General features: G+C 55.2%; 21 protein-coding genes. 3 read left to right on the top strand and 18 right to left on the bottom strand.

Going from position 1 to position 22190, the window contains the following annotated elements; all coding sequences use genetic code 11:
- Position 1: 1 nt before the first annotated feature.
- The 3 genes from rlmD to cysM form a co-directional block, all read right to left on the bottom strand.
- Positions 2-1339, bottom strand: coding sequence for a 23S rRNA (uracil(1939)-C(5))-methyltransferase RlmD (rlmD, locus tag Y017_RS12565; RefSeq protein ID WP_011588905.1), 1338 nt, complete (start codon positions 1337-1339; stop codon positions 2-4).
- A 122-nt stretch (positions 1340-1461) separates the two neighbouring features.
- Entirely contained in the window at positions 1462-2244 is a 783-nt protein-coding gene (locus Y017_RS12560) for a 3'-5' exonuclease (RefSeq protein WP_011588906.1), read from the bottom strand.
- On the bottom strand, positions 2241-3155 hold the full coding sequence (cysM, locus tag Y017_RS12555; protein WP_011588907.1) for a cysteine synthase CysM: 915 nt from the start codon (positions 3153-3155) through the stop codon (positions 2241-2243). The genes Y017_RS12560 and cysM overlap by 4 nt, the downstream gene beginning before the upstream one ends.
- A gap of 169 nt (positions 3156-3324) precedes the next feature.
- Between cysM and Y017_RS12550 the strand changes: the two genes are divergently transcribed.
- Positions 3325-6099, top strand: coding sequence for a response regulator (locus Y017_RS12550; protein ID WP_051428766.1), 2775 nt, complete (start codon positions 3325-3327; stop codon positions 6097-6099).
- 33 nt (positions 6100-6132) lie between these two features.
- Here Y017_RS12550 and pdxJ read toward each other — a convergent pair whose 3' ends face one another.
- The 13 genes from pdxJ to Y017_RS12485 form a co-directional block, all read right to left on the bottom strand.
- Complete coding sequence (pdxJ, locus tag Y017_RS12545; RefSeq protein ID WP_035461163.1) at positions 6133-6858, bottom strand: pyridoxine 5'-phosphate synthase; 726 nt, start codon at positions 6856-6858, stop codon at positions 6133-6135.
- 96 nt (positions 6859-6954) lie between these two features.
- The gene (recO, locus tag Y017_RS12540; RefSeq protein ID WP_035461161.1) at positions 6955-7632 is read right to left on the bottom strand and encodes a DNA repair protein RecO; all 678 of its coding nucleotides are present in this window, start codon (positions 7630-7632) and stop codon (positions 6955-6957) included.
- A gap of 142 nt (positions 7633-7774) precedes the next feature.
- Complete coding sequence (era, locus tag Y017_RS12535; protein WP_011588911.1) at positions 7775-8707, bottom strand: GTPase Era; 933 nt, start codon at positions 8705-8707, stop codon at positions 7775-7777.
- Positions 8700-9386 carry a ribonuclease III gene (gene rnc, locus Y017_RS12530; RefSeq protein ID WP_011588912.1) on the bottom strand — a complete coding sequence of 229 codons (687 nt, stop codon included), beginning with the start codon at positions 9384-9386 and terminating at the stop codon, positions 8700-8702. The genes era and rnc overlap by 8 nt, the downstream gene beginning before the upstream one ends.
- The gene (locus tag Y017_RS12525) at positions 9383-9766 is read right to left on the bottom strand and encodes a DUF4845 domain-containing protein (RefSeq protein ID WP_011588913.1); all 384 of its coding nucleotides are present in this window, start codon (positions 9764-9766) and stop codon (positions 9383-9385) included. The genes rnc and Y017_RS12525 overlap by 4 nt, the downstream gene beginning before the upstream one ends.
- Complete coding sequence (gene lepB, locus Y017_RS12520) at positions 9753-10559, bottom strand: signal peptidase I (RefSeq protein WP_011588914.1); 807 nt, start codon at positions 10557-10559, stop codon at positions 9753-9755. Before lepB ends, Y017_RS12525 begins: the two co-directional genes overlap by 14 nt.
- A gap of 88 nt (positions 10560-10647) precedes the next feature.
- Positions 10648-12447 (bottom strand): translation elongation factor 4, encoded by a 1800-nt coding sequence (gene lepA / locus Y017_RS12515; protein ID WP_011588915.1) that lies wholly within the window; start codon positions 12445-12447, stop codon positions 10648-10650.
- A 229-nt stretch (positions 12448-12676) separates the two neighbouring features.
- Positions 12677-14128 (bottom strand): DegQ family serine endoprotease, encoded by a 1452-nt coding sequence (locus Y017_RS12510; RefSeq protein ID WP_035461158.1) that lies wholly within the window; start codon positions 14126-14128, stop codon positions 12677-12679.
- A 40-nt stretch (positions 14129-14168) separates the two neighbouring features.
- Positions 14169-14639 carry a SoxR reducing system RseC family protein gene (locus tag Y017_RS12505; RefSeq protein ID WP_035461155.1) on the bottom strand — a complete coding sequence of 157 codons (471 nt, stop codon included), beginning with the start codon at positions 14637-14639 and terminating at the stop codon, positions 14169-14171.
- Positions 14639-15619 (bottom strand): MucB/RseB C-terminal domain-containing protein, encoded by a 981-nt coding sequence (locus Y017_RS12500; protein WP_011588918.1) that lies wholly within the window; start codon positions 15617-15619, stop codon positions 14639-14641. Before Y017_RS12500 ends, Y017_RS12505 begins: the two co-directional genes overlap by 1 nt.
- A 3-nt stretch (positions 15620-15622) precedes the next feature.
- Positions 15623-16207, bottom strand: a complete 585-nt coding sequence (locus tag Y017_RS12495) for a sigma-E factor negative regulatory protein (RefSeq protein ID WP_011588919.1) — start codon at positions 16205-16207, stop codon at positions 15623-15625.
- Positions 16208-16211: 4 nt separating this feature from the next.
- Complete coding sequence (rpoE, locus tag Y017_RS12490) at positions 16212-16796, bottom strand: RNA polymerase sigma factor RpoE (RefSeq protein WP_011588920.1); 585 nt, start codon at positions 16794-16796, stop codon at positions 16212-16214.
- A 328-nt stretch (positions 16797-17124) separates the two neighbouring features.
- Complete coding sequence (locus tag Y017_RS12485) at positions 17125-18399, bottom strand: hypothetical protein (protein ID WP_035461153.1); 1275 nt, start codon at positions 18397-18399, stop codon at positions 17125-17127.
- Between the two features lie 266 nt (positions 18400-18665).
- On the opposite strand from Y017_RS12485, the gene nadB reads away from it, so the two are divergent.
- A complete protein-coding gene (gene nadB / locus Y017_RS12480) occupies positions 18666-20273 on the top strand; it encodes an L-aspartate oxidase (RefSeq protein WP_035461151.1) in 1608 nt (535 codons plus the stop codon).
- Positions 20274-20413: 140 nt separating this feature from the next.
- On the opposite strand, the gene Y017_RS12475 is transcribed toward nadB, so the two are convergent.
- Entirely contained in the window at positions 20414-20809 is a 396-nt protein-coding gene (locus Y017_RS12475; RefSeq protein WP_231483500.1) for a hypothetical protein, read from the bottom strand.
- Positions 20775-21035 (bottom strand): succinate dehydrogenase assembly factor 2, encoded by a 261-nt coding sequence (locus Y017_RS12470; protein WP_035461147.1) that lies wholly within the window; start codon positions 21033-21035, stop codon positions 20775-20777. The genes Y017_RS12475 and Y017_RS12470 overlap by 35 nt, the downstream gene beginning before the upstream one ends.
- A 150-nt stretch (positions 21036-21185) precedes the next feature.
- On the opposite strand from Y017_RS12470, the gene Y017_RS12465 reads away from it, so the two are divergent.
- Entirely contained in the window at positions 21186-22133 is a 948-nt protein-coding gene (locus Y017_RS12465) for a folate-binding protein YgfZ (RefSeq protein ID WP_035461145.1), read from the top strand.
- Positions 22134-22190: the final 57 nt, after the last annotated feature.

Below are 22190 nucleotides of genomic sequence, written 5' to 3'. Positions count from 1 at the left end.
GCTACTTTTTCTTCATTTTTTCGAATACAGCGATAGACTCAACGTGGGTGGTATGGGGGAACATATCCATCACACCGGCCGCTTTAAGACGGTAGCCCAGCGCCATCAGTTCCCCGGCATCACGGGCCAATGTGGCGGGGTTGCATGACACATAAACAATCTTGGATGCACCAAGGCGGGGCATCAGTTTCACCATTTCCAGTGCCCCGGTACGCGGCGGATCAATCAAGATACGGTCATAGGTCTGTCTGGCCCAGGCCTGGCCGCTAACGTCCTGGCTCAGGTCCCAGGCGTGAAACTCCAGGTTTTCCAAGCTGTTACGGCGGGCATTCTCGTAACCGCGCTCGACCATGGCTTGGCTGACCTCCACGCCCACCACCTTGCCGGCCCGCTTAGCGGCAGGAATGGTGAAATTCCCCAGGCCGCAGAACAGGTCCAGCACCGTGTGATCCGGTGAGATATCCAGCAAGTCCAATGCCAACGGCACCATCTTGCGGTTAATTTCTGCATTCACCTGGGTGAAATCCGTTGGGTGAAAGGCCAGTTCAACCCCTGCCGACGGATGTTTGTAGTACAGGCGCTGTTCACCCTCTTGCGGCCAAATACGATGCACCGTGCTTTCGTTGCCCGGCTGCAGATAACAGTGCCAACCTAGATTCTGGCAAAAGCCCAGCAGGGCTTGTTGATCTGCCTCAGACAGTGGGTCCAAGTGACGGATAATCAACGCCACGTCGTCATCGCCGGCGGCCAATTCGATCTGCGGAATGCGACTACGACTTTCTAGGCCGTGCATCAGAGTACGTAACTCATCAATACGGTGGCCCACATCTGGAATCAGCACCTCACAGGTGTGTAACTGGGCGATGAAGCTGTTACGTTTCTCCCGAAAGCCCACCAGCGTTTCGCCCTTGGCTTCCACGTATTTCACGCCCATGCGCGCCTTACTGCGATAACCGGTTACCGGCCCGGTCAGCGGCGCTAGCCATTCCTCCGGTTCCAGCCCACCAAAATGCGCTAGTTGTTCGCGCAATACTGCTTGTTTGCGCGATACCTGCACCTCAGGGCTCATGTGCTGCAGGCTACAGCCACCACACAGAGTACTGTGCTCGCAAGGCGGGGTGACCCGATCCGGCGAGGCAGTCACAATTTCCACGGCTTTGCCTTCATCGAACTTGCGGCGCATATAGGTGAACTTGAACATCACCTCTTCACCGGGAAGTGCATTATCAATAAAGGTGGTTTTGCCATCGCGTCGGGCGATGCCCCGGCCATCGTGACTCAGGGTTTCAATGCTGGCGGGTTCCGGCGTTTCCGGTAACTGCTTGCGACGTCGTGCCATGGAAATCTCAATGCTCTGGAGTGAACAGCTAGGTGGGCAACCGTGCTACAGCGGCTGCCAATGTGGTGCGGATTGTATCGTTTCAGGCGGCGGGCGTCAGATTTGCAACGCGACCGGGGGCATCACACCCCCGATGCCTTCTGCCAGGTATCCAGAAACGCCAGAAAATGTGGGTGCCCTTCCTGCTTCAGGTAATCCTGCAGCAAGGTCAGTTCCTGATCGTATCCGGTGGCATCCAGCTCGCCACGCATCAATTGGAAGCGCAGGTAAACCAACCAGGTGTTGAGCACATCGGTTTCGCAGTAATCACGAATGCCCTTGAGGTCGCCCTCTTGGAAGGCATCGAAAACCTTGCCGCCGCTCATGCCCATTTTGCCCGGAAAGCCCAGCAGCGTGGCGATCTGGTCCAGCGGGGCATTGGCGCGCCCGTTGTACATGGCCAGCACGTCCATCAGGTCCAGGTGGCGCTGATGGTAGCGGCTCAGGTAGTTGTTCCATTTGAAGCTGTTGTCTTCGTTGCCGGTTTCCCAATAACGGTGGGCGGTGACCCCATGCTTGAGCGCGCGGTAATGCAGAACAGGCAGGTCAAAACCACCGCCATTCCAGCTCACTAGGTTGGGAGTAAAGCGATCGATGCCGTCGTAAAACCGTTCGATCAGCTCTTTTTCCGTGCTGTTTTCATCGCCCAGTGTCCACACCTTAAGGCCTTGCGATGAGCGCAACACCACGGAAATAGCAACAATGCGATGCAAGTGCAGGCGCAGAAATTCGGTGCCATTTTCCTGTCGACGCAGGTTCAGCAAGGCACTGGCCGTATCCTTGTCGCTCAGGCCACCCAAATCATAAATACGGCGTCCGCCGTCCAGATCTGGAATGGTTTCGATATCAAAAACCAGAACATTCATCCCTGAGTTTCTCCTTGCTGTGCTTCCTGAAACACGCCGGTGGACAAGTAACGGTCACCCCGATCACAGATAATCGCCACGATAACGGCATTTTCCAGTTCTTCACTTAATTGCAATGCACCGGCCACCGCTCCACCGGACGACACTCCGCAGCTAATTCCCTCTTCGCGGGCCAGGCGACGCATAGTGCGTTCTGCCAGCGTCTGCCCCATATCCACCACTCGATCCACCCGGGAATCGTCATAAATAGTCGGCAGGTATTCCTTCGGCCAGCGGCGGATACCGGGAATGGATGCGCCGTCCACCGGTTGCAGGCCGACAATCTGAATAGCCGGATTCTGCTCCTTAAGGTACATGCTACAGCCCATGATGGTGCCGGTTGTGCCCATAGAACTCACGAAATGGGTAATGGTGCCATTCGTATCGCGCCAAATTTCCGGACCGGTGCTTTCATAGTGGGCCAGCGGATTATCCCGGTTACCAAATTGGTCCAGCACCGTGCCTTCACCTCGCGCCTGCATGGCCTGAGCCAAATCCCGCGCGCCTTCCATGCCCTGCTCTTTACTCACGGAAATCAACTCGGCGCCGTAGGCGGCCATGGCATCACGGCGTTCCTGGCTCTGGTTAGCCGGCATGATTAATTTCATGCGATAACCGCGCATGGCGGCGGCCATGGCCAGCGCTATACCGGTGTTGCCACTGGTCGCTTCGATCAAGGTATCACCGGGCTGGATATCGCCACGCTGCTCGGCCTTGAGGATCATGTTTAATGCCGGGCGGTCTTTTACCGAACCGGCGGGGTTATTGCCCTCGAGCTTGACCAAAATGGTATTGCTGGTCTTTCCCGGCATGCGCTGCAAGCGCACAAGAGGCGTATTACCCACGGTCTGTTCAATGGTTTTATAATTCATGGCGCGTATTGTACCTAAAAAATGGCGGCGCGCTGCACGCCTCACACAACGAGTCGGTTGTCCGTCATCACGCCCCTTGGCCAAAAAATTCGTGCCGGCTAATGGCGCTCGACCTTCATGCTTAGCGTCCTCACTCTCTACAAATGTGCCGTTGCGTGAGGCGTGCTGCATGTTGATGCTCTTCATGCATAATGGGGCAAATAACAGCAATCGGGAATTCATGGTCAATCAAAGCCTTCGCTCACGCCTGATGTTAATGGCCGCTATGCCCGCTTTATTGGCGGCACTGATCATTGGTGGCTATTCAATGGTGAACCGGATTATCGATGTCCGTGATACCAATGCCCAACGTCAGCAGCTGGTCACCGATAGCTATGCCGCCCAGCTGGAAACCCTGCCCCATAACAGCCAGAACAAACAGCAAATGCTGTTACGCCAATTGCTGGAAGAACAGGATGTGCGCGCCGCCACCCTGATATTCAACGATGGTAGGCCTTCTCTTCACGCCGGGCCACGGTTGCGCCCCACATCCCCCACCGCAACAACCGATGAACAAGGCCGTATTATCACCGATACTAGCTGGCAACTTCAGCGAAGTCTGCGCGGCAGCTTACCCGCTCAACTCACTGTAGAATTTTCCCGTCAAGGACAATACCTATCCACGCTGGAAAACCTGCTCACTTTGTTTCTGGTGATGCTTGCTCTAATCATGGCCGCCATGATCCCCGCCATGCGTTTTTCCCGGCAACTTACTCAACCCATCAGCGAGATGGTCAATGCCGTGCATCGTATTCGCGATGGTGATTTGAGCATAACAATTCAGACTCAAGCCAAGAGCGAGCTCTCTGAACTGGAAACCGCCCTGCAGCAAATGATTGCCGCCCTAGCAGACGCGCAAACGGAATTGCAGAAGAATGTAGACCAAGCCACTCTAGATTTGCGTGAAACCCTGGAAACCATCGAGATTCAGAACATCGAACTGGATATGGCCCGCAAGGAAGCCCTGAAAGCCAGTCACATCAAGTCTGAATTTCTGGCCAACATGAGCCACGAAATTCGCACCCCACTCAACGGCATAATCGGCTTCACCAAATTACTGCATCGGTCACCGCTGAGCGCTCGTCAAGAAGAGTACCTATCCACGATTCATAAAAGCGCGGAATCGCTGCTCGCTATCATTAACGACGTGCTCGACTTCTCCAAAATCGAAGCCGGCAAACTTTCTCTGGATCACACCCCTCTTAACCTTCACGATCTAATCGAGGACGTACAGACACTGCTGGCCCCCATGGCCCAGGAACGGGGCCTGGAGCAAGCGTCCATTATCTATTCCGATGTGCCCGTGGCCCTGCTGGGCGACCCCCTGCGCATTCGCCAGGTACTGACCAACCTGCTTAGCAACGCGATTAAATTCACCGATCACGGCTCGGTAGTGGTACGCGCCATGCTAGAAGAGGATCGAGGGGCCGAAGCCATCATCAAGATTACTGTCACCGATACCGGTCACGGCTTAAGCCAAGAAAATCAGAAGAATTTGTTCCGTGCGTTTACCCAGGCTGATCAAAGCGCTCGCCGACAAGAAGGCGGCACCGGGCTTGGACTAGCCATCAGCAAGCGTCTGGTGGAAAGCATGGGCGGTGAAATTGGTATTGAAAGTTGTGAGGAACGCGGCTCCACTTTCTGGTTCACCCTGCGCACCGAACGTGCCCCCCAACAACCCGTCCAAGCGCTATCTGAGGCCTTGATCGGCTGCACAGTCACCTTGATCGAAAATGATGAATACGGCCGCATGGGCCTGTACCACATGCTCAGCCATCTGCAACTGCATATCCACGAACAACACAGTCTCGACGGCCTCATGACCACGCTGGATAACGGAGAGCTGGCGCAAAGCGATTTTCTGGTTGTCGGCTTGCCCTGCCAAGCAACGAGCATTGACCTACCAAAGCTATTGAATAATCTAGCGGCGCGAGAGATTCCCACGCTGATACTGTGCAACAATCCCGAGCATGTTTCCCGCTGGCTAGAGACTTACCCACACTGCCAGGTTCAGAGCAAACCCGTCACCCGCCAACGGCTACACAGCGCGCTGCTTTCCCTAAGCGGCCAAGACACACTGACACCCCCCCGACAACAGGTTCGCAGCCAGTTTCCACAACCCATTTCGGTACTGCTGGTGGATGACCATCCGGGGAACCTGAAATTGGCCCGGGTTTTCCTAGAAGAGCTCGGTGTCACGGTTACCGCCTGTGATAGCGGCCAGAGCGCTCTGGACACCTTCCAGAGACACCCCTTCGACCTGGTTTTCATGGACATCCAGATGCCCGGTATGGACGGTAAGGAGACGAGCAAACGCATGCGCGCCGCGGAGCCCGATGGAACACATACTCCAATTGTGGCGCTCACCGCCCACGCACTGGACAGCGAGCGCCGCGAACTGCTGGACAGTGGGCTAGATGATTATCTGAGCAAACCCATTACAGAGGAGCAGTTGCGCCATACGCTTGAAAAGTGGGTGCTGGATTGCCCCAATGGTGACCTGCCAGATGCACCTGATAACAACGACGATAGCGATCAGGTCTTTGATCCCGAGCTGGCCCGCCGTCGTGCAGGGGGCCGTGATCAGCTAGCCGACGAAATGCTGGAAATGCTACTCGATAGCCTGGAGACGGATCGACCGGCCATCTCTGCAGCGTTCGATCGAAACGATAACAGTGACTTATTGGAGCGAGTACACAAACTCCATGGCGCCACTCGCTACTGCGGTGCTGCAAGGCTAGAACAAGCCGCCCGGCGATTGGAAGAAGCATTGAAAACCGGTAGTAGCCGAGACCGGCTCCGGCCACTGGTCTCCGCCCTGTGTGATGAAATCTGTGCCCTAGAGCAACTCTACCAAGATCAAGGCCACGCTATGACTTTGGGTCAGAAGCCTAACGCCCCTTGAATTCCCTGCGTTTAAGGGAACTTGCGGGAAGAATCACACTGTGTCGAGCAGGCTACGCATGCTACGCACGGCTTCATCCAGACCGGTAATCGCGGCCCTAGCAATAATGCTATGCCCGATATTAAGTTCGTTGATGCCGGGAATCTCAGCAATCGCTAAGGTGTTATGGTAATGCAACCCGTGGCCCGCATTCACAATTAACCCCTGCGCCAAAGCAAAGGCCACTGCAGAACGAATACGCGCCAGTTCCTGCTGCTGTTGATCAATAGTTTGCGCGTCAGCATAGCCGCCAGTATGAATTTCAATGGCCGGTGCTCCGCATTCACGAGCGGCAAGAATTTGGGATTCCTCTGCATCAATAAATAACGACACCTCGATTCCCGCTTGCCCCAATCGCTGACAACACTGAGCAATCCACGCCTTATTACCCACTACATCCAACCCCCCTTCGGTGGTCAGTTCTTCACGCTTTTCCGGTACCAAGCAGCAATGCGGTGGTTGAGTCCGACAGGCGATACCCACCATTTCTTCAGTGGCCGCCATTTCCAGGTTCATCCGCGTTTGTAGTGTCTGGGCGAGCAACTCTACGTCCCGATCATTGATATGACGGCGGTCTTCACGCAAGTGCACGGTAATGCCATCAGCACCCGCCTGTTCCGCCACCAAAGCCGCCTGTACCGGCTCCGGATAACGGGTACCTCGGGCCTGGCGTAGGGTAGCAATATGATCGATGTTAACGCCGAGAAGTACTCTGGACATAAAACTCACCTTAAACGCATTCTTATCTGGCCGGACGGTAGAGGCCGACCCGGAATTCTAGCTTCTAGCGGGTAGCTAATATTTTGATTGTCACTTTCATTTCCCCCGAAACAGTTCGCGGCTTTTCAGGGGGCGATTTCCTAGATGCGGGGCCAGCATTTGACGACACACATTTAGTGCTGCCTTACGAGCAGTGGGATGCCAATTTCCGCCACAAATGGCCAACAAATCCGCTCCCACATAGCTCGGGGCAGCCTCTGTCCGCACCAGACCCTGCTCAGGATTTAACTGATAGCGGGCATCCGCCTCCAATTCCTGACCATGGACATCCTGGTCCAGAGCAATGCCGTAACCGATTTCCTCCAGCGCCGCCAACTCGAATTGCCGCAGGGTAATATCCAGCGGAATATCGGTTAGTAAATCAGACAACGCCTGTTCGTATAACGGCCATATCGCGGGATTGGGGTCATCCCGATGCAGCAGCCGAGTGAGCAGCTCATTCAGGTAGAAGCCACAATATAGCGTCTTGCCGCTCAGCAATAGCCGACTGCCCCGTGGCTCACAGGCACGCAGGGAGTACATATCACCGGAGGGCTTCAACTCCACCCACAAAGGAGTAAACGGAGCCAACAGAGGATCTTTACGCCCACCGCGAACCACCGCACCAACACGGCCCAGGTTTGGCAGAAACAGGTCCACCGTCAGGCTGGTATTACGAAAAGGCCGCCGGTGAATCAGCCAAGCGGCTTGCAGCGCGCTACTATCAGGAATCATGGATGCAGTTGAACGTTCAACAGTGCGAGATGGATCGCGCTGTTACGGTTATGCCGTGCCCGCGCCTCAGCCAACACAGAAACGTGCAAAGTAGCTTTCATGACTTACACCCTGTTTATCCGCGCTTTTCAACTTTGAGCGTTCAATTCCTTTCATCATAGCCAAGGGAGCGCAACGCACGGGCATCGTCAGACCAGCCCGCCTTGATTTTCACCCACAGATTAAGCATCACTTTGCGCTCAATCAGGCGTTCGATATCCTCACGGGCTTGAATACCAATCTGCTTGATCCGCTCGCCCTTGTCGCCAATAAGAATTTTTTTCTGACCACGGCGCTCCACCAAAATGGCGGCCGAAATCTCTGTGACGCGGGGGCCGTCTTCCCACAGCTCCACTTCAACACTCACCTGGTGCGGCACTTCCTGGCCCAGTTGGCGAACCACTTTCTCACGAATAATCTCTGCCACCATAAACCGTAAGCTACGGTCGGTAAGTTGATCTTCCTCGTACCAGAAGTCTCCTTCTTGCAAGCGATCAACCAAGGCTTTTTCCAACTCCACCAAATTCTGTTCACGCAGTGCAGATACCGGAATAACCGCGTCAAAGGGATAGCGCTCACTCAGAGACTGTATATGCGGCAATAAAGCGCTCTTGTCATCCACATTGTCGACCTTGTTAATGATCAACAATACCGGAACGTCGCCTCCTTCTGGCAGCAAGGACAGCACGTGCTCGTCCGCCGGTGTCCACTTCATGGCATCCACCATCATGCAGATCACATCCACCCCAAACAGGGTCGATACCGCAGCCTCATTCATGGCGCGGTTTAGCGCCTTTTCCTGGCCAGTGTGAATACCCGGAGTGTCAGCAAACACAATCTGGTAATTATCGCGGCTAAGAATGCCATGAATCCGATGGCGAGTGGTCTGCGGTTTGCGCGAGGTGATACTTACTTTCTGACCAATCAGATGATTCATCAACGTGGATTTACCCACATTGGGGCGTCCAACAATCGACACCATGCCACACCGGGTGGTTTGAGGGTTGTCGGGTTGAGACGACGGGGTATCAGTCATACTGCTGCTCCAGCCATTCAAGCGCCAGGCTTGCCGCCTCTTGCTCAGCCTTTCGGCGACTTGCACCTTGGGCGATAAATATCTGCTGCACATTATCCAGTGAGCATTGCACATCGAAGGTCTGTTTCGGCGCCAGGCCTTCTACCTGGGTCACCTCATAGGTCGGTAATTCAAACTTGCGCGCTTGCAGCCATTCCTGCAAACGGGTCTTAGCATCTTTCTGGGCGCTCTGTGGAGAAATTGCGTCAAGACGCGGCGCAAACCAGGCCAGCACCACCTCACGACAGCGGGGCTCTCCACCATCCAACAGCATAGCGCCAATAATCGACTCCAGCGCATCAGCCAAAATGGAATCACGACGAAAACCGCCGCTTTTCAATTCCCCCCCTCCCAATACCAGATATTCACCCAAGCCTAATTCCCGCGCCACCAAAGCCAACGTCTGACCGCGAACAAGAGAGGCACGCATGCGGGTAAGTTGCCCTTCGGCAGCCTCTGGAAATTGCTCAAACAGAGCGACAGAGATGATCTGCCCGAGTTGAGCATCACCAAGAAATTCCAACCGCTCATAATTACGATGGCGGCTAACACTACGATGCGTGAGTGCCAACTCAAGAAGGGAGAGGTCCTGAAATTGATAGCCCAGGCGGGCCATCAGCCTATTAAGGTCACCGTTCACTGGCGAATGTCTTTTTTGAACTCATCATTGAAGCTCATCACGATACTTACGTTGTAGAACAACGGTTCTCGCACTTCATAATCTGTAGAGACGGTCAGAACACCGCCTTTCTTAACGATAACCAGATCATCAACAGAAATAACATTAACTTGGTTGATAGTGAACCGCTTGCTCAGTCCGTCGCGAATTTCGCGCGGAGACATCAGCGCCGTTTTGCTATCCTGCAGTAATGAACGGATGGCCGTCGAAATCGTATTATGTTCCATATAAGCCGGGATCATACGAAATGCAGCTGTCCCCAAGATTGCCACAACGATCAGCACAATTGCCCCGCTGATCAGTGACATCCCGCGTTGCTGTGAGGGCTTAGTTGTCATCATTGTAATTTGCCTCCACCTTATCAATGGCACCATTACGAGAAAAACTGGGCAGAGAGAAAATCGGTTTCCAGTGCATCCATATCATAAATGCTTCCCCCACGACCAGCTCCTCAGGGACTATACCCCAGAATCTGCTGTCGTTACTGTTATCCCGGTTATCGCCCATCACAAAGTAAGCATCTTCCGGCACAGTCCACTCACCCTGGGTGCGCGCCTGCGGGGTTTTCCGTCCAGTGTAGGGGTTAATTTTGCCTTCCTGCCAGATCAAGTGGCTAGCGTTACCCAGCTGTTCCACATATTGCTTGCGCCATACGCCAGAACCAACCCACTCGTTCACCAAGTCTCGATCGACTGTCTCACCGTTCACCGTTAACACGTTGTCTTTCACCTGAACCGTATCACCGGGCAAACCAACCACGCGCTTGATGAAGTTCTGTTTCCGGTTATCCGGAAACTTAAACACCATGACATCACCCCGTTCCGGCTCGCCAGTCTCAATTATCTTGGTGTTAGTTACCGGCAAACGTAGCCCATAGGCAAACTTGTTCACCAGAATAAAATCGTTCACCTTCAGCGTTGGCAACATGGAGCCCGAGGGGATGGTAAAAGGCTCAACAATAAACGAACGAATCACCAGCACCACAAAAAACACCGAGATCAGTGAATTGGAGGTTTCCACCACACTGCCCACCGGGCCGCCCTTACTCTTCAGCTTAAGCGCCTTGTCGATCAGCCAGACAATCACCGTAATGGTCAGAGCCAGGGTCAACCAGAAACCGATATCAATATCCAACAGAAATCTCCATTAACAGAGCCGCAGCAGGCAACAGCTGGACGCCTTGTGGTTTTACGTCCAGCGTCTAACGTCAGGCATTTATCAATTAATCATCCACTTTGAGCACAGCCAGGAACGCTTCCTGGGGAATTTCCACGTTGCCCACCTGCTTCATTCGCTTCTTGCCTTCTTTCTGCTTCTGCAGCAGTTTTTTCTTACGAGATACGTCGCCGCCATAACATTTCGCGGTCACGTTCTTACGTAGGGCTTTTACCGTCTGGCGCGCGATAATCTTGCTACCAATGGCAGCTTGAATGGCCACATCGAACATTTGTCGTGGCACCAATTCTTTCATCTTTTCACACAGGGCCCGGCCCCGGTAAGCAGATTGATCTAAGTGGCAGATCATCGCTAGCGCATCCACTTTGTCGCCGTTGATCAACACATCCACCCGCACCAGCTTGGTCGCCTCAAAACGCTCGAACGCGTAGTCCATGGAGGCGAAGCCCCGGCTCACCGACTTAATTCGATCGAAGAAATCCAACACCACTTCGGCCATGGGAATGTCGTAGGTCAGCGCCACCTGCTTGCCCAAGTACTGCATGTTGATCTGCGCGCCGCGGCGCTCAACGCACAGCGTGATCACATTGCCCACGAATTCCTGGGGCACCAGGATGTTCACCCGCGCAATCGGTTCACGGAATTCTTCTATCTTGCTGCCTTCAGGCAGTTTAGACGGGTTGTCCACATGCAGAATGTCACCGGATACCAACGCCAATTCATATACCACCGTAGGCGCCGTGGTAATCAAATCCAGATCGTATTCACGCTCCAATCGCTCTTGGATGATTTCCATGTGCAACATGCCCAGGAAACCCACCCGAAAACCGAAGCCCAACGCATCGGACGTTTCCGGTTCGTAGAACAGGGAGGCGTCATTAAGTGTTAGCTTGGCCAGGGCGTCACGGAAATCTTCATAATCATCCGCACTCACCGGGAACATGCCGGCATAAACCTGCGGTTTCACATTTTTAAAGCCAGGCAGGGCGGCCACGTTCGGGGTTTTCGCCAAAGTCAGGGTGTCACCCACCGGTGCGCCATGAATATCCTTGATGCTGCCGCTCACCCAGCCCACTTCACCGGCTTCCAGCAATTTGGTCTCGGTACGCTTCGGAGTAAAGATACCCAAACTATCAACCACGTGGGTCTGCCCGGTGGATTTCACCAAAATTTTGTCGCCCTTCTTCAGGCGCCCTTCTTTCACCCGGACCAGCGAGATCACACCCATGTAATTATCGAACCAAGAATCGATAATCAGGGCCTGCAAGTCCGATTCGCGTTTCCCTTCAGGGGCGGGGATACGCTCTACCAACTGCTCAAGCAGGTCATCAATGCCAACGCCGGTCTTCGCCGACACCCGACAAGCGTCATGGGCATCCAGACCGATAATTTCCTCGATCTCGTTGATCACCATTTCAGGTTCAGCTTGGGGCAAGTCAATTTTGTTCAGAACCGCCAACACTTCCAGATCTTGCTCTATGGCGGTGTAACAGTTAGCCACCGACTGGGCTTCAACGCCCTGGGCGGCATCCACTACCAACAACGCCCCTTCACAGGCCGACAGGGAGCGGGACACCTCATAGGAGAAATCCACATGGCCAGGGGTATCAATAAAGTTCAGCTGGTAGGTTTCGCCATCACGGGCCGTATAGTGCAGGGTCACACTCTGGGCCTTGATGGTAATGCCTCTTTCCCGCTCCAACTCCATGGAATCAAGCACCTGCTCTTTCAGCTCACGCTCGCTGAGGCCGCCGCAAACCTGAATAAAACGGTCCGCCAGGGTCGATTTGCCATGGTCGATATGGGCAATAATGGAAAAGTTGCGAATATTCTTGATGTCAGTCATAAGGCCTGTTGAACAAAAAGTCGTTGCCGCACCGGCCTTCCCTGCCCCAGATTCTTAAACCCGAGTGACAGAAAGAGCCGTCCTGCTGCCCGACCCTGCGCCGGACAACACACCGTGATACTCAAAACGACAAACAATGGGCCGCGATTCTAGCGGATATCGGGGGGGAGTTGCACGGCGCACCGTCCAGTGCGCCGAAAAACCCTACAGCGGGGCTCAAATAAAGGGGCTATGGCAGCTTAAGTGCCAAGAAGCGAGGGGTGCCATCACGATTAACCAATGCCGCCACGGTACCGTCTTCCGGCAAATTCGCCGCAGCCTCAGCTAAATCAGCCGCGCTATTGATCTGAGAGCCCTGCAGCGTGACCAGAATATCGCCTACCTGCAGCCCCGCCTTACGGGCCGGCCCCTCTGTAACCTGAGTAATCACCACACCGGCCTTCAAACCCAGGTGGCTCAATTCCGACGCCGAAGCCTTCCGCACGGTCAGCCCCAACTTGGCACCCGCAGCATTTTCACCCTTCTGGGCACCACTGCTTAAGGCCATTTCCGGATTATCCGGCAACAACCCGATCGTTACCGACAAGGTCTTCTCTTCACCATCACGGATGACCACCATATCCACGTCCGATTCCGGCCTCTCCCGGCCCACCCAACGGGGCAACTCAGAAGAGCGATAAATCGTTTCACCATTAAACCGAATGATCACATCACCAGGCTCCACCCCGGCAGCTTCAGCCGGAGAGCCCTCTAGCACCTGAGACACTAGCGCGCCACGGGGTGAATCTAAGCCAAACGATTGCGCCAGATCCCGGTCCACTTCCTGAATTAATACACCTAACCAGCCGCGGCTAACTTTGCCGCCATCTTTCAACTGGTTGACCACATCCATGGCCATATCCACCGGAATGGCAAAACTCACGCCCATATAGCCACCGGAACGGCTGAATATCTGCGAATTGATACCAACCACTTCACCGCTCAGGTTAAACAACGGCCCCCCACTGTTACCCGGGTTAATCGCTACATCGGTTTGAATAAAAGGCACGTAGCTATCACTGGGCAAACTGCGGCCCTTGGCACTGACAATCCCTGCGGTAACGCTGCTGTCGAAACCGAATGGAGCACCAATGGCCAATACCCATTCGCCCACTTTCAGGTCAGCGGAGGAGCCGATATTTACCACCGGCAAATCCCCTTCATCTACTTTCAACAATGCCAGATCGCTGCGCTCATCTGCCCCCACCAACGTGGCAGGCAATTCGCGGCGATCTTGCAGGCGCACCATAATTTCGTCCGCTTCCGCCACCACATGGTTATTGGTCAGTACATAACCATCAGCAGAAATGATGAACCCGGAGCCCAGCGAACGAGTGTCCCCCTGCTCTGGCAACGACGGCATTTCACCCTCACCGCCAAACTGTTCAAAAAAATGTTTGAACAGCTCAGGTAACTGTTTGAGTTGATCTGTAGCAGACGATGCCTCTCGGTGAGTAACGGTGCTGATATTAACCACCGCCGGGCCTTCCTTCTCGACCAGCCGGGTGAAATCAGGCAGGCCTGTGACAAGCGGTTCTCCGCGGGTAGAGGACGATTCAGAAGAAGGGTCGGAGCAAGCTGTCAGTACAGCGCTCAAGATGACAAGCCACACTGCTGCGAAACGACGATATCCTCGTTCCATTGAAGTCTCCTTTTATCAGGCGGCCTTTTTCATGGCCTCACTATTGCGATGCGGGCTGAATCACCACGGCCTGGCAGCTATCCGCAGTAGGAACGACCCGTGGCTGATATGCTTGAGTATGCCCGGCCCGGCGGCTCATAATACGGTTGATCGCGAAACCGAGGAACAGGCCCGCCATGCCCAGTACAGCCGAGGCATCAACCATCTCAATGGGCAACGCCGATCCCAGCAACGCGCCGGCAAACAGCAATACTAACGGCAAGCCGTACACCCACAGCGCACCGCGCATCAGCGCGCCCTCTGGTAAGGCCACATTTACGGTATCGCCAACCTGGTGAGAATCTTGAGAAGGAACGCGCAAACGAGCGCGCTGACCGGACTGCTGTTCATTAATGAGGTGATGCCCGCAACCGGCCTTTGCCTTGCAGGCACCGCAAGTGGAAGCGCGCACAGTTTCCACCCAAATAGCCCCAGACTCCACCGCCACAACAATCCCCTGCTCTTCCAACATCAGAGCTGACTATCTCGCACACGGATACCTTCGATTACCCGTTCTGCTGTACTTTGCGGCACCTCACCCACCAGGGTGACCAAGTAGGCCCCGCTGGGCGCGGTGAGGCGGCGGCTGACTGCCACCGTCGGGCCGACACGACTCACGCCTTCTTCCACGGAGCCACCGTCCACCGCTTCTACAAAAACGGTGAAAGCGGCTAAGCCGTCACTGTAACCTTGTGCCGCCACCGGCTCGCGATCGGAACCGCTCTGCCGCCAATCTTGATCCACAGAGGTAAAGCCCGGCGGCATCCATTGCGCTTCCACAGACAACCGGTGAGAGGGGTGAGAGTCCTCTAGTGGCTTCAGGTCGCTTTCTTTCACGGTTTCAGGGATCGAAAAATCTTGTTCGGTAAGCGGGGCCGCTAATGTCAGAGACACAAACTCCACCCGCTCAAGCGCCACCCCGCTGCCATCAACTATTTCGGATTTCAGCAACAGGCTACTGTCGTTATCCAGCCACAACCGATAACCATAGCGATAAGTATCCAGCGGCGCGACACGCATGCGTGTGGTCGCTCGGCCCGCAACACGACCATCGCCATCCACAAGAATGTTGTACTGGGCGGGCACATCGCGGGCGATACGATCACCCAACGCCAACGGCCCTGAGTGCTTACGGTTGATGCGGGTAAGCGTGCCATTGGGGTGTAGGCATACCACCTCATCACCGCGGCGCAGCACCTCGACTAGACGGCCATCAAGGTGGGTCAGTCGTTGAAACTCGCGGCCACCGATCACCGCGTGGCTCACTTCCATGGTGCTCACTTCCGCACCAAACTGATAAAGAAAACGACCGGTGTAATTGAGGGATCGATTAGCCTGGGCCATCGACTGGAGCTGGTCCTGCGCTGGGGAAGTATTCGCCAGCGCCACTTCAGACAGCGCCATCACCGGCGAGCAGAGGGTCAGAGAGAAAGCAAGAACTCGCAACATCATCCGTTAGCGAGCCCCGTGGCGGGCATCCATGCTGACCAAGCGAGCGAAAGGCATCATCCCTTGGCCACTATGGCGCGCTGCGAAATCACTGTGACGCAACAGCATGTTGTTCACGCGAGGCTGGGCTGCCGGCACCGCCGAAGCAGGCACGACCACTGCATTGTTACTCGCCATGAATGCCTGAGACACTAGCGAGGTCTCGCCGAATGGCCGGCTTACGCGGTTATCCGCAGCAGCCGCCATCACTGGCGCAGCCGTACCATTCGCCGCCTGACTACCTTCCCAGGTCTGCCAACCAACCACCGTGGCCGCCGCCACAGAGGCGGCTACTGCCAAGCGCGCCATGCCACCGAGCCATGCAGGGCGCTGCACAGGCAAAGCCTCATCCGCCAACGCGGCAGACAAGCGGGCATTAAAGTCCGCCGGCACGGCCATGGTCGGCTGGTGGTGCATAACATCACGGGCCAACTGCCAGCGCGCCAGCGTATCCAGATCGCCATCGTCAATATCGCGCATTACACGACGGGCTTCCAGCTCGCTGGTTTCATCGTCGAGAAACGCAGACAACGCTTCCAAATCCCTGTTCATACTCTCACCCTTTATCGCCGCGCTGTGAGCCCAAAAGCGGGCGGACAGCTGTGTCAATTGCTTCCCTGGCCCGAAAAATCCGAGACCGAACTGTACCCACCGGGCATTCCATGACGACCGCTATATCCTCGTAGCTTAGGCCCTCGAATTCACGCAGGGTCACCGCCGTCTTTAATTCCTGAGGCAGCTCATTAATTGCTGCATGGATTACCGCCTCCAGTTCCTCTGACAACACGAGGGACTCCGGGGTTCCAATCTCGTGCAGCATTTCTGCACCGGCATACTGCTCGGCTTCAGCAGCATCCAGGTCAGAGCCCGGTGGCCGCCGGCTGGCAGACACCAAATGATTCTTAGCGGTATTGACCGCAATACGATAAAGCCAGGTATAAAAGGCGCTGTCTCCACGGAATCGGGGCAGCGCGCGCCAAGCCTTGATAAAGGCTTCTTGGGCAACATCCTGAACCTCGTCCTGGTCACGCACATAACGGCTAATCAACGCAAAAAGGCGCTGCTGATACTTTCGCACCAACACCTCGAATGCACGCTGATCGCCAGCTTTGGCTTTCTTGACCAACTCTTCGTCTGACACCGATCCCCCGGATCTATCGCGAAACGCGTAAAGTAACCATGACTACCTGACGATCAAGCAGCCTGTAAAACGCGCCATTGTAGCAGCTGCCTGAGCGGCGGCTACAATAGGAACGCGATTTCGCCACCTTTTCACATTGCTTGAACAATTAAAGGGGTGACGCAGGGGCGACAAGACAACCGGTTATAGGACAGAATCGGACACAGGAACCCACAGATGGTTCCTGTGAAACTGCATATTGGACACACTCAGGGCAAAATGCCGGGAAAACAGGCACGCTCACACAGCCCAGCCAGGCCCCAGTGAGCGCCACCAGAACGCTCTAGTATTAGAAAATAGAACAGCCAGAGCCGCCGAATTTCTTCTTGACCTGGGCCATGCACCCTCGCGTCAACAAGCCGAAAGGATCACCGGGCATATTTTCACAGACTTTCTTAGCGGCATATGCCTTAGAGCATTCAGCAGCAGTGGCTTCAAGTGCGTTACTCGCCACTGGAAGCCCCGCCGCCTGATCACCCGGGGCGGCACCTGCTAACAAGCCCACAGGCACAGTCTCAGGTGCTGATTTCGGTTCACTCGCGCTGATCATCGCCGCGACCACGTCCACCGGCAGCCCTTCCTTAACCAACCAACTCGACTCCTCCGGAGTGAAGACAGCATAAGGCTTGCCCGCGGCTTTAATGCTGGCGGCCATAGCCGGAGCTGAGCGCTTGCGATAGGTCTCCTTAAGCACATCCATTACGCGTAAATCCGCCGGCCCCATAAAAAACAGGCGCTCATTACCGTGAATGTCACCCGTAAAGTCAGGGTGTTTCTCAACGATCGCAGCATAATGCTTGAGGCGCTGACTACGGCTCTGGCCAGCCAACACCGCTGCCAAGCGCGCAGAAACCAGCGGCCGGTAAAATTTAAGCGACGGGTTATCAAGGGCAGCGGCAAGCGTATCTACATCTTTTGTTTTTTTGAGCGACTGGTAAAGAGACTCTTCGACAGCAATATTACGCACCAGCTTTTCTTCATGGGAAAAAGCTGAAGCATACCAAGCTGCATCAGTAAGTTTTTGTGTGCCGCGTAATTTACCTAGTGGAAACCAGCTCATGAAAACCGTGCCGCGATAGTGGGCGTTAGCACTGTAAACCAACTCACCTTCTGAGCGCATTTCAATGGTCGTCTCGAACTGCTGAGGCGCCACCATAGGAATCAAACAAAGGCTGAACGTACAACCCAACGTGCTAAAGACGACCGTAGCAATTGTGCCAACACTATTTTCGGGAGGCTGGCGCGTTACCGTAATATCCAGCGGCAGCATCCCGCCATCATGCAACCAATAATCTGCAACCTGAGCCAATTCATCATTCGCACTACTTTTTGGCTTTGCGTTCAGTGATTCCTGAAATTTGTCGCTGGCCCATGGGTAAGCATCGTAAGAGGTCTTGCCTTTACTGTAGGGGATAATCGGGTCATTCGGGTTAGTGTTAAAGTGATCGATCGTTTGCTGCGTAATCGGCGTACCCTGTTCAGTATAATAATTCGCAGACATGCAGCCACTCAAACCCGCGACCAGCACCAGCCCCCCGGCCAGATGCATCGATATTTTTTTCATTGTCTTCCCCAGACAGTATTAGTCGGCCGTCTTAATCCGCCACAGGCATTCCCCTTCACCTGTTGTCCATCAGACGAACACTCTCACCCAAATTACGATAGAAATCGCATCGCAATATAGCCACAGGCCATAGGCTGCACATCACCCAAATGGGGGATCCGCTGATAAAAACGTCATTAGCAGGGGGAGCAATCGCCGCTATACTGGCCGCCTGAGACCCCTAAGCCTGCGAAATCGACCAGCTGCTAACGAATAAAGGATGCTCCATGGCTACCTATCGACACGATGTACTCATTATCGGCTCCGGCGCCGCAGGCCTTACGGCCGCACTTCGCCTGCCTGATGAGTGTCAGGTTGCCCTGCTCTCCAAAGGAGAGCTCACCAGCGCTAGCACCTACTACGCCCAGGGCGGAGTGGCCGCGGTGCTAGACCAAGAAGACTCACTGGAAAGTCATGTGGCCGATACCCATGTGGCTGGCGCCGGGCTATGCCAGGATGATGCGGTACGCTTTACCGTGGAAAATGGCCCCGACGCCATTCGCTGGTTGATTGATCTAGGCGTGGACTTCACCCGTTTCGATAGCGGTGATGGCAGTAAATTGCCCTACCACTTAACCCGTGAAGGCGGGCATAGCCATCGGCGCATCATTCACGCCGCCGATGCCACCGGCAAAGCCATCTCCGGCACACTGATCGAACAAGTCTGCAAAAAAGAAAACGTGATCCGCTTTGAGCACCGGGTGGCGGTGGACCTGATCGTACAGGAACACGACGGACCGCAAGGCAAAGAAAAACGTTGCTGTGGCGCCTACGTACACAACATTCAAACCGGCGAAACCGACGTTATTCTCGCCCGCTCCGTGGTACTGGCCACCGGCGGGGCCTCCAAAGTGTACCTCTACACATCCAACCCGGATGTGGCCACCGGCGATGGCATTGCCATGGCCTGGCGAGCCGGCTGTCGGGTCGCGAATATGGAATTCATGCAGTTCCACCCCACCTGCCTCTATCACCCCAAGGCAAAAAGCTTCCTCGTCACCGAGGCCATCCGCGGCGAAGGCGGGCACCTGCTACTCCCCAATGGCGAACGCTTCATGAAGCGCTTTGATGAGCGCGGCGAGTTAGCCCCCCGGGATGTGGTTGCCCGCGCCATTGACCATGAAATGAAACGGCTGGGCGCGGATTGTCTCTACCTTGATATCAGCCACAAACCCGCAGACTTCATTATCGAGCACTTCCCCACCGTATACGCCAAATGCCTGCAGCTGGGGCTGGATATCACCCGCGACCCCATTCCGGTGGTCCCTGCGGCTCATTACACCTGCGGCGGCGTGATGATTAACAAGCATGGACAAACCGATGTGCCTGGCCTCTATGCCATTGGCGAAACCAGTTTTACCGGTTTACACGGAGCCAACCGCATGGCTAGCAATTCATTGCTGGAGTGCTTTGTGTACGGCAAAGCCACCGCCGACCATATTCGCGCCCACCTGGATAAAATTCCCACGCCAAGAGACGACAACGAATGGGATGAATCGCAGGTTACCGACTCGGATGAAGACGTGGTGATCAGCCACAACTGGGACGAGCTGCGTCGCTTCATGTGGGACTACGTGGGCATCGTGAGAACGGAAAAACGGTTGGAGAGAGCCCTGCACCGCGCCGAGCTACTAAAGAGCGAAATCGCCGAGTATTACAGCAACTACCACATCAGCAACGACCTACTGGAGCTACGTAATCTGGTGGTCATCGCCGAACTGATTATTCGCTCTGCCATGCAACGCAAAGAGAGCCGCGGCTTGCATTACATGCGCGATTTCCCAGCAACGAATGAAGAAACCGGAAATACGATCCTAACACCGGGGACGTTTTGACTGGCATAGAATCAAGCCGGGTTACGGGTAAGGACGGAGCCACACGATGACCGTCCTGCACGAGCGATTCAATTGAACGTTCAACGTTGAAAAAAAGCCGGGGAACATCCCGGCTTTCCCTTCCAATGTTGTAGCGTGCGCTAGCCCCGCTGACGCTTAACCCAAAACCACTGATAAAAAGGCTGTAACTCGGCAACGGGCGCTTGGTCAGCAAACACATGCAGCCACCCCTTCGGCGTTTGCATTGCCAACCAAGGGCCATGGCGAATAACACGCAGGGGGCGCTCCATGACTTGCTTATGCCGGCCGATGATCGTCACCCCTTGCGCATCCAGCTCTAGCGCCTCCGGCTGAGGCAAACGCCAGCTCCTCACTAAAATAGGCAGCACACCAAGCAACACCAGCATGGCCCAAGCCGGTAATTGCGACAAGACTATGGCCGCCGCTGCCAGCAATGCCGCCAACCACCGTAAACGCGCAGGATAGCGCGAAGCGGCCAGCTTAACCTTTCTTCGCGGAGACCAACCCGAGGACATGGCTCACATACTCATTTAACTGCGGATCTGCAGGCTCACTGCGGTAGGTGAACCACTCGAACATGTCCGCATCTTCACAGGCAAGCAAGGTGGCAAACTGTACTTGGCGCTCCACCGGCTCCGCATCAAAGTGATTATCCAGATAGCCATACAGCACCACCTCCACTTCTGACGCACCCCGACGGCACTGCCAACGATATTTCCGCTTCAGGTCTTCATTACTCATTCAGCACTACCCTGATCAAACACTCCGGCGTCTTTCGACAATTAACCCATACAGCTTTCAGGCTGTGCGCGCATTATCTATCATGCCTGATGATTTCTCGACTCCCCCGGAGTCCCACGCCACGTTACACGTTAGGATAACAGGAGCCCCATGAGCTGGTCCGAGTTTATTGCCGCCCAACCCCTGGCAGATCACGCCCCCACGGATAACGCCCCCACATTAAGCCACTGCGATCACTTGGCTATTATCCGCGCTCATGGCGAGGAAGCCGGCCATTACCTGCAAGGTCAGCTGTCCTGCGACCTGCGCGAAGTGGATAACGGAGGGCACCTCACCGGCATGCATCTGAGCCTGAAAGGCCGTGGCCTGGTCAGCGTACGCATTGTTCGCGACGGTAACGACTACCTGATGCTCTGCCCAGCCGGGCAAAGCGAAGCGGTAATCAAATCATTAATGAAATACCGCCTGCGCGCCAAAGTGGAATTTCAAGTGGACAACCAGGCCGTAATTCTGGGGCTTTCAGGCGCATTGCCCGGCGCCCTTCCCGAACCTGGGCAAAGCACCCGCAACGATCAAGGCCTGTGGCTACGCTACCCCAACACCGATCACGCACTGCTGATTACCCACACAGAGCAAGCGGAAGCCGTATGGGCGGCACAGGCTCAGGAACGCACAGCCCTCAACGGCAACGGCTGGCGGCTGGCCGACATCGACGCCGGCGAAGGCATGGTCTACCCGGGCGCAGAAGATCTATTCCTGCCTCAGGTTCTTAACTACGACGTCACCGCCGGGGTGAACTTTAAGAAAGGCTGCTACACAGGCCAGGAAGTAGTTGCACGCATGCACTTCAAGGGCAAGCTCAAGCAACGCATGCAACGGGTCGATTACACCGCCGATATGGACCTGACACCCGGTGAAACGCTACGCGACAGCAACGGCAAAGCCGCCGGTGAAGTGGTCAGCAGTGCCCGCACCCCTGCCGGGCACAGTGCCCTCGTGGTACTGCGCCGCAACACCGATGGTGTATTGTTCAAAGACGCCGAGCCGCTCAACAGCCAGCTCGGCACTCTACCCTATACCTTGCCCTGGAAAGATTAAGCCCCACGGAGCCCACACGCGCCCGTAGGCCGAATTAGCCCCAAGTCTTTCCACATA

This window comes from Alcanivorax sp. 97CO-5, from assembly GCF_000524665.1.
Lineage (GTDB): Bacteria > Pseudomonadota > Gammaproteobacteria > Pseudomonadales > Alcanivoracaceae > Alcanivorax > Alcanivorax borkumensis.
Note: the sequence above shows the minus strand (reverse complement) of the source record. Positions and strands in the feature narration are given on the sequence as shown.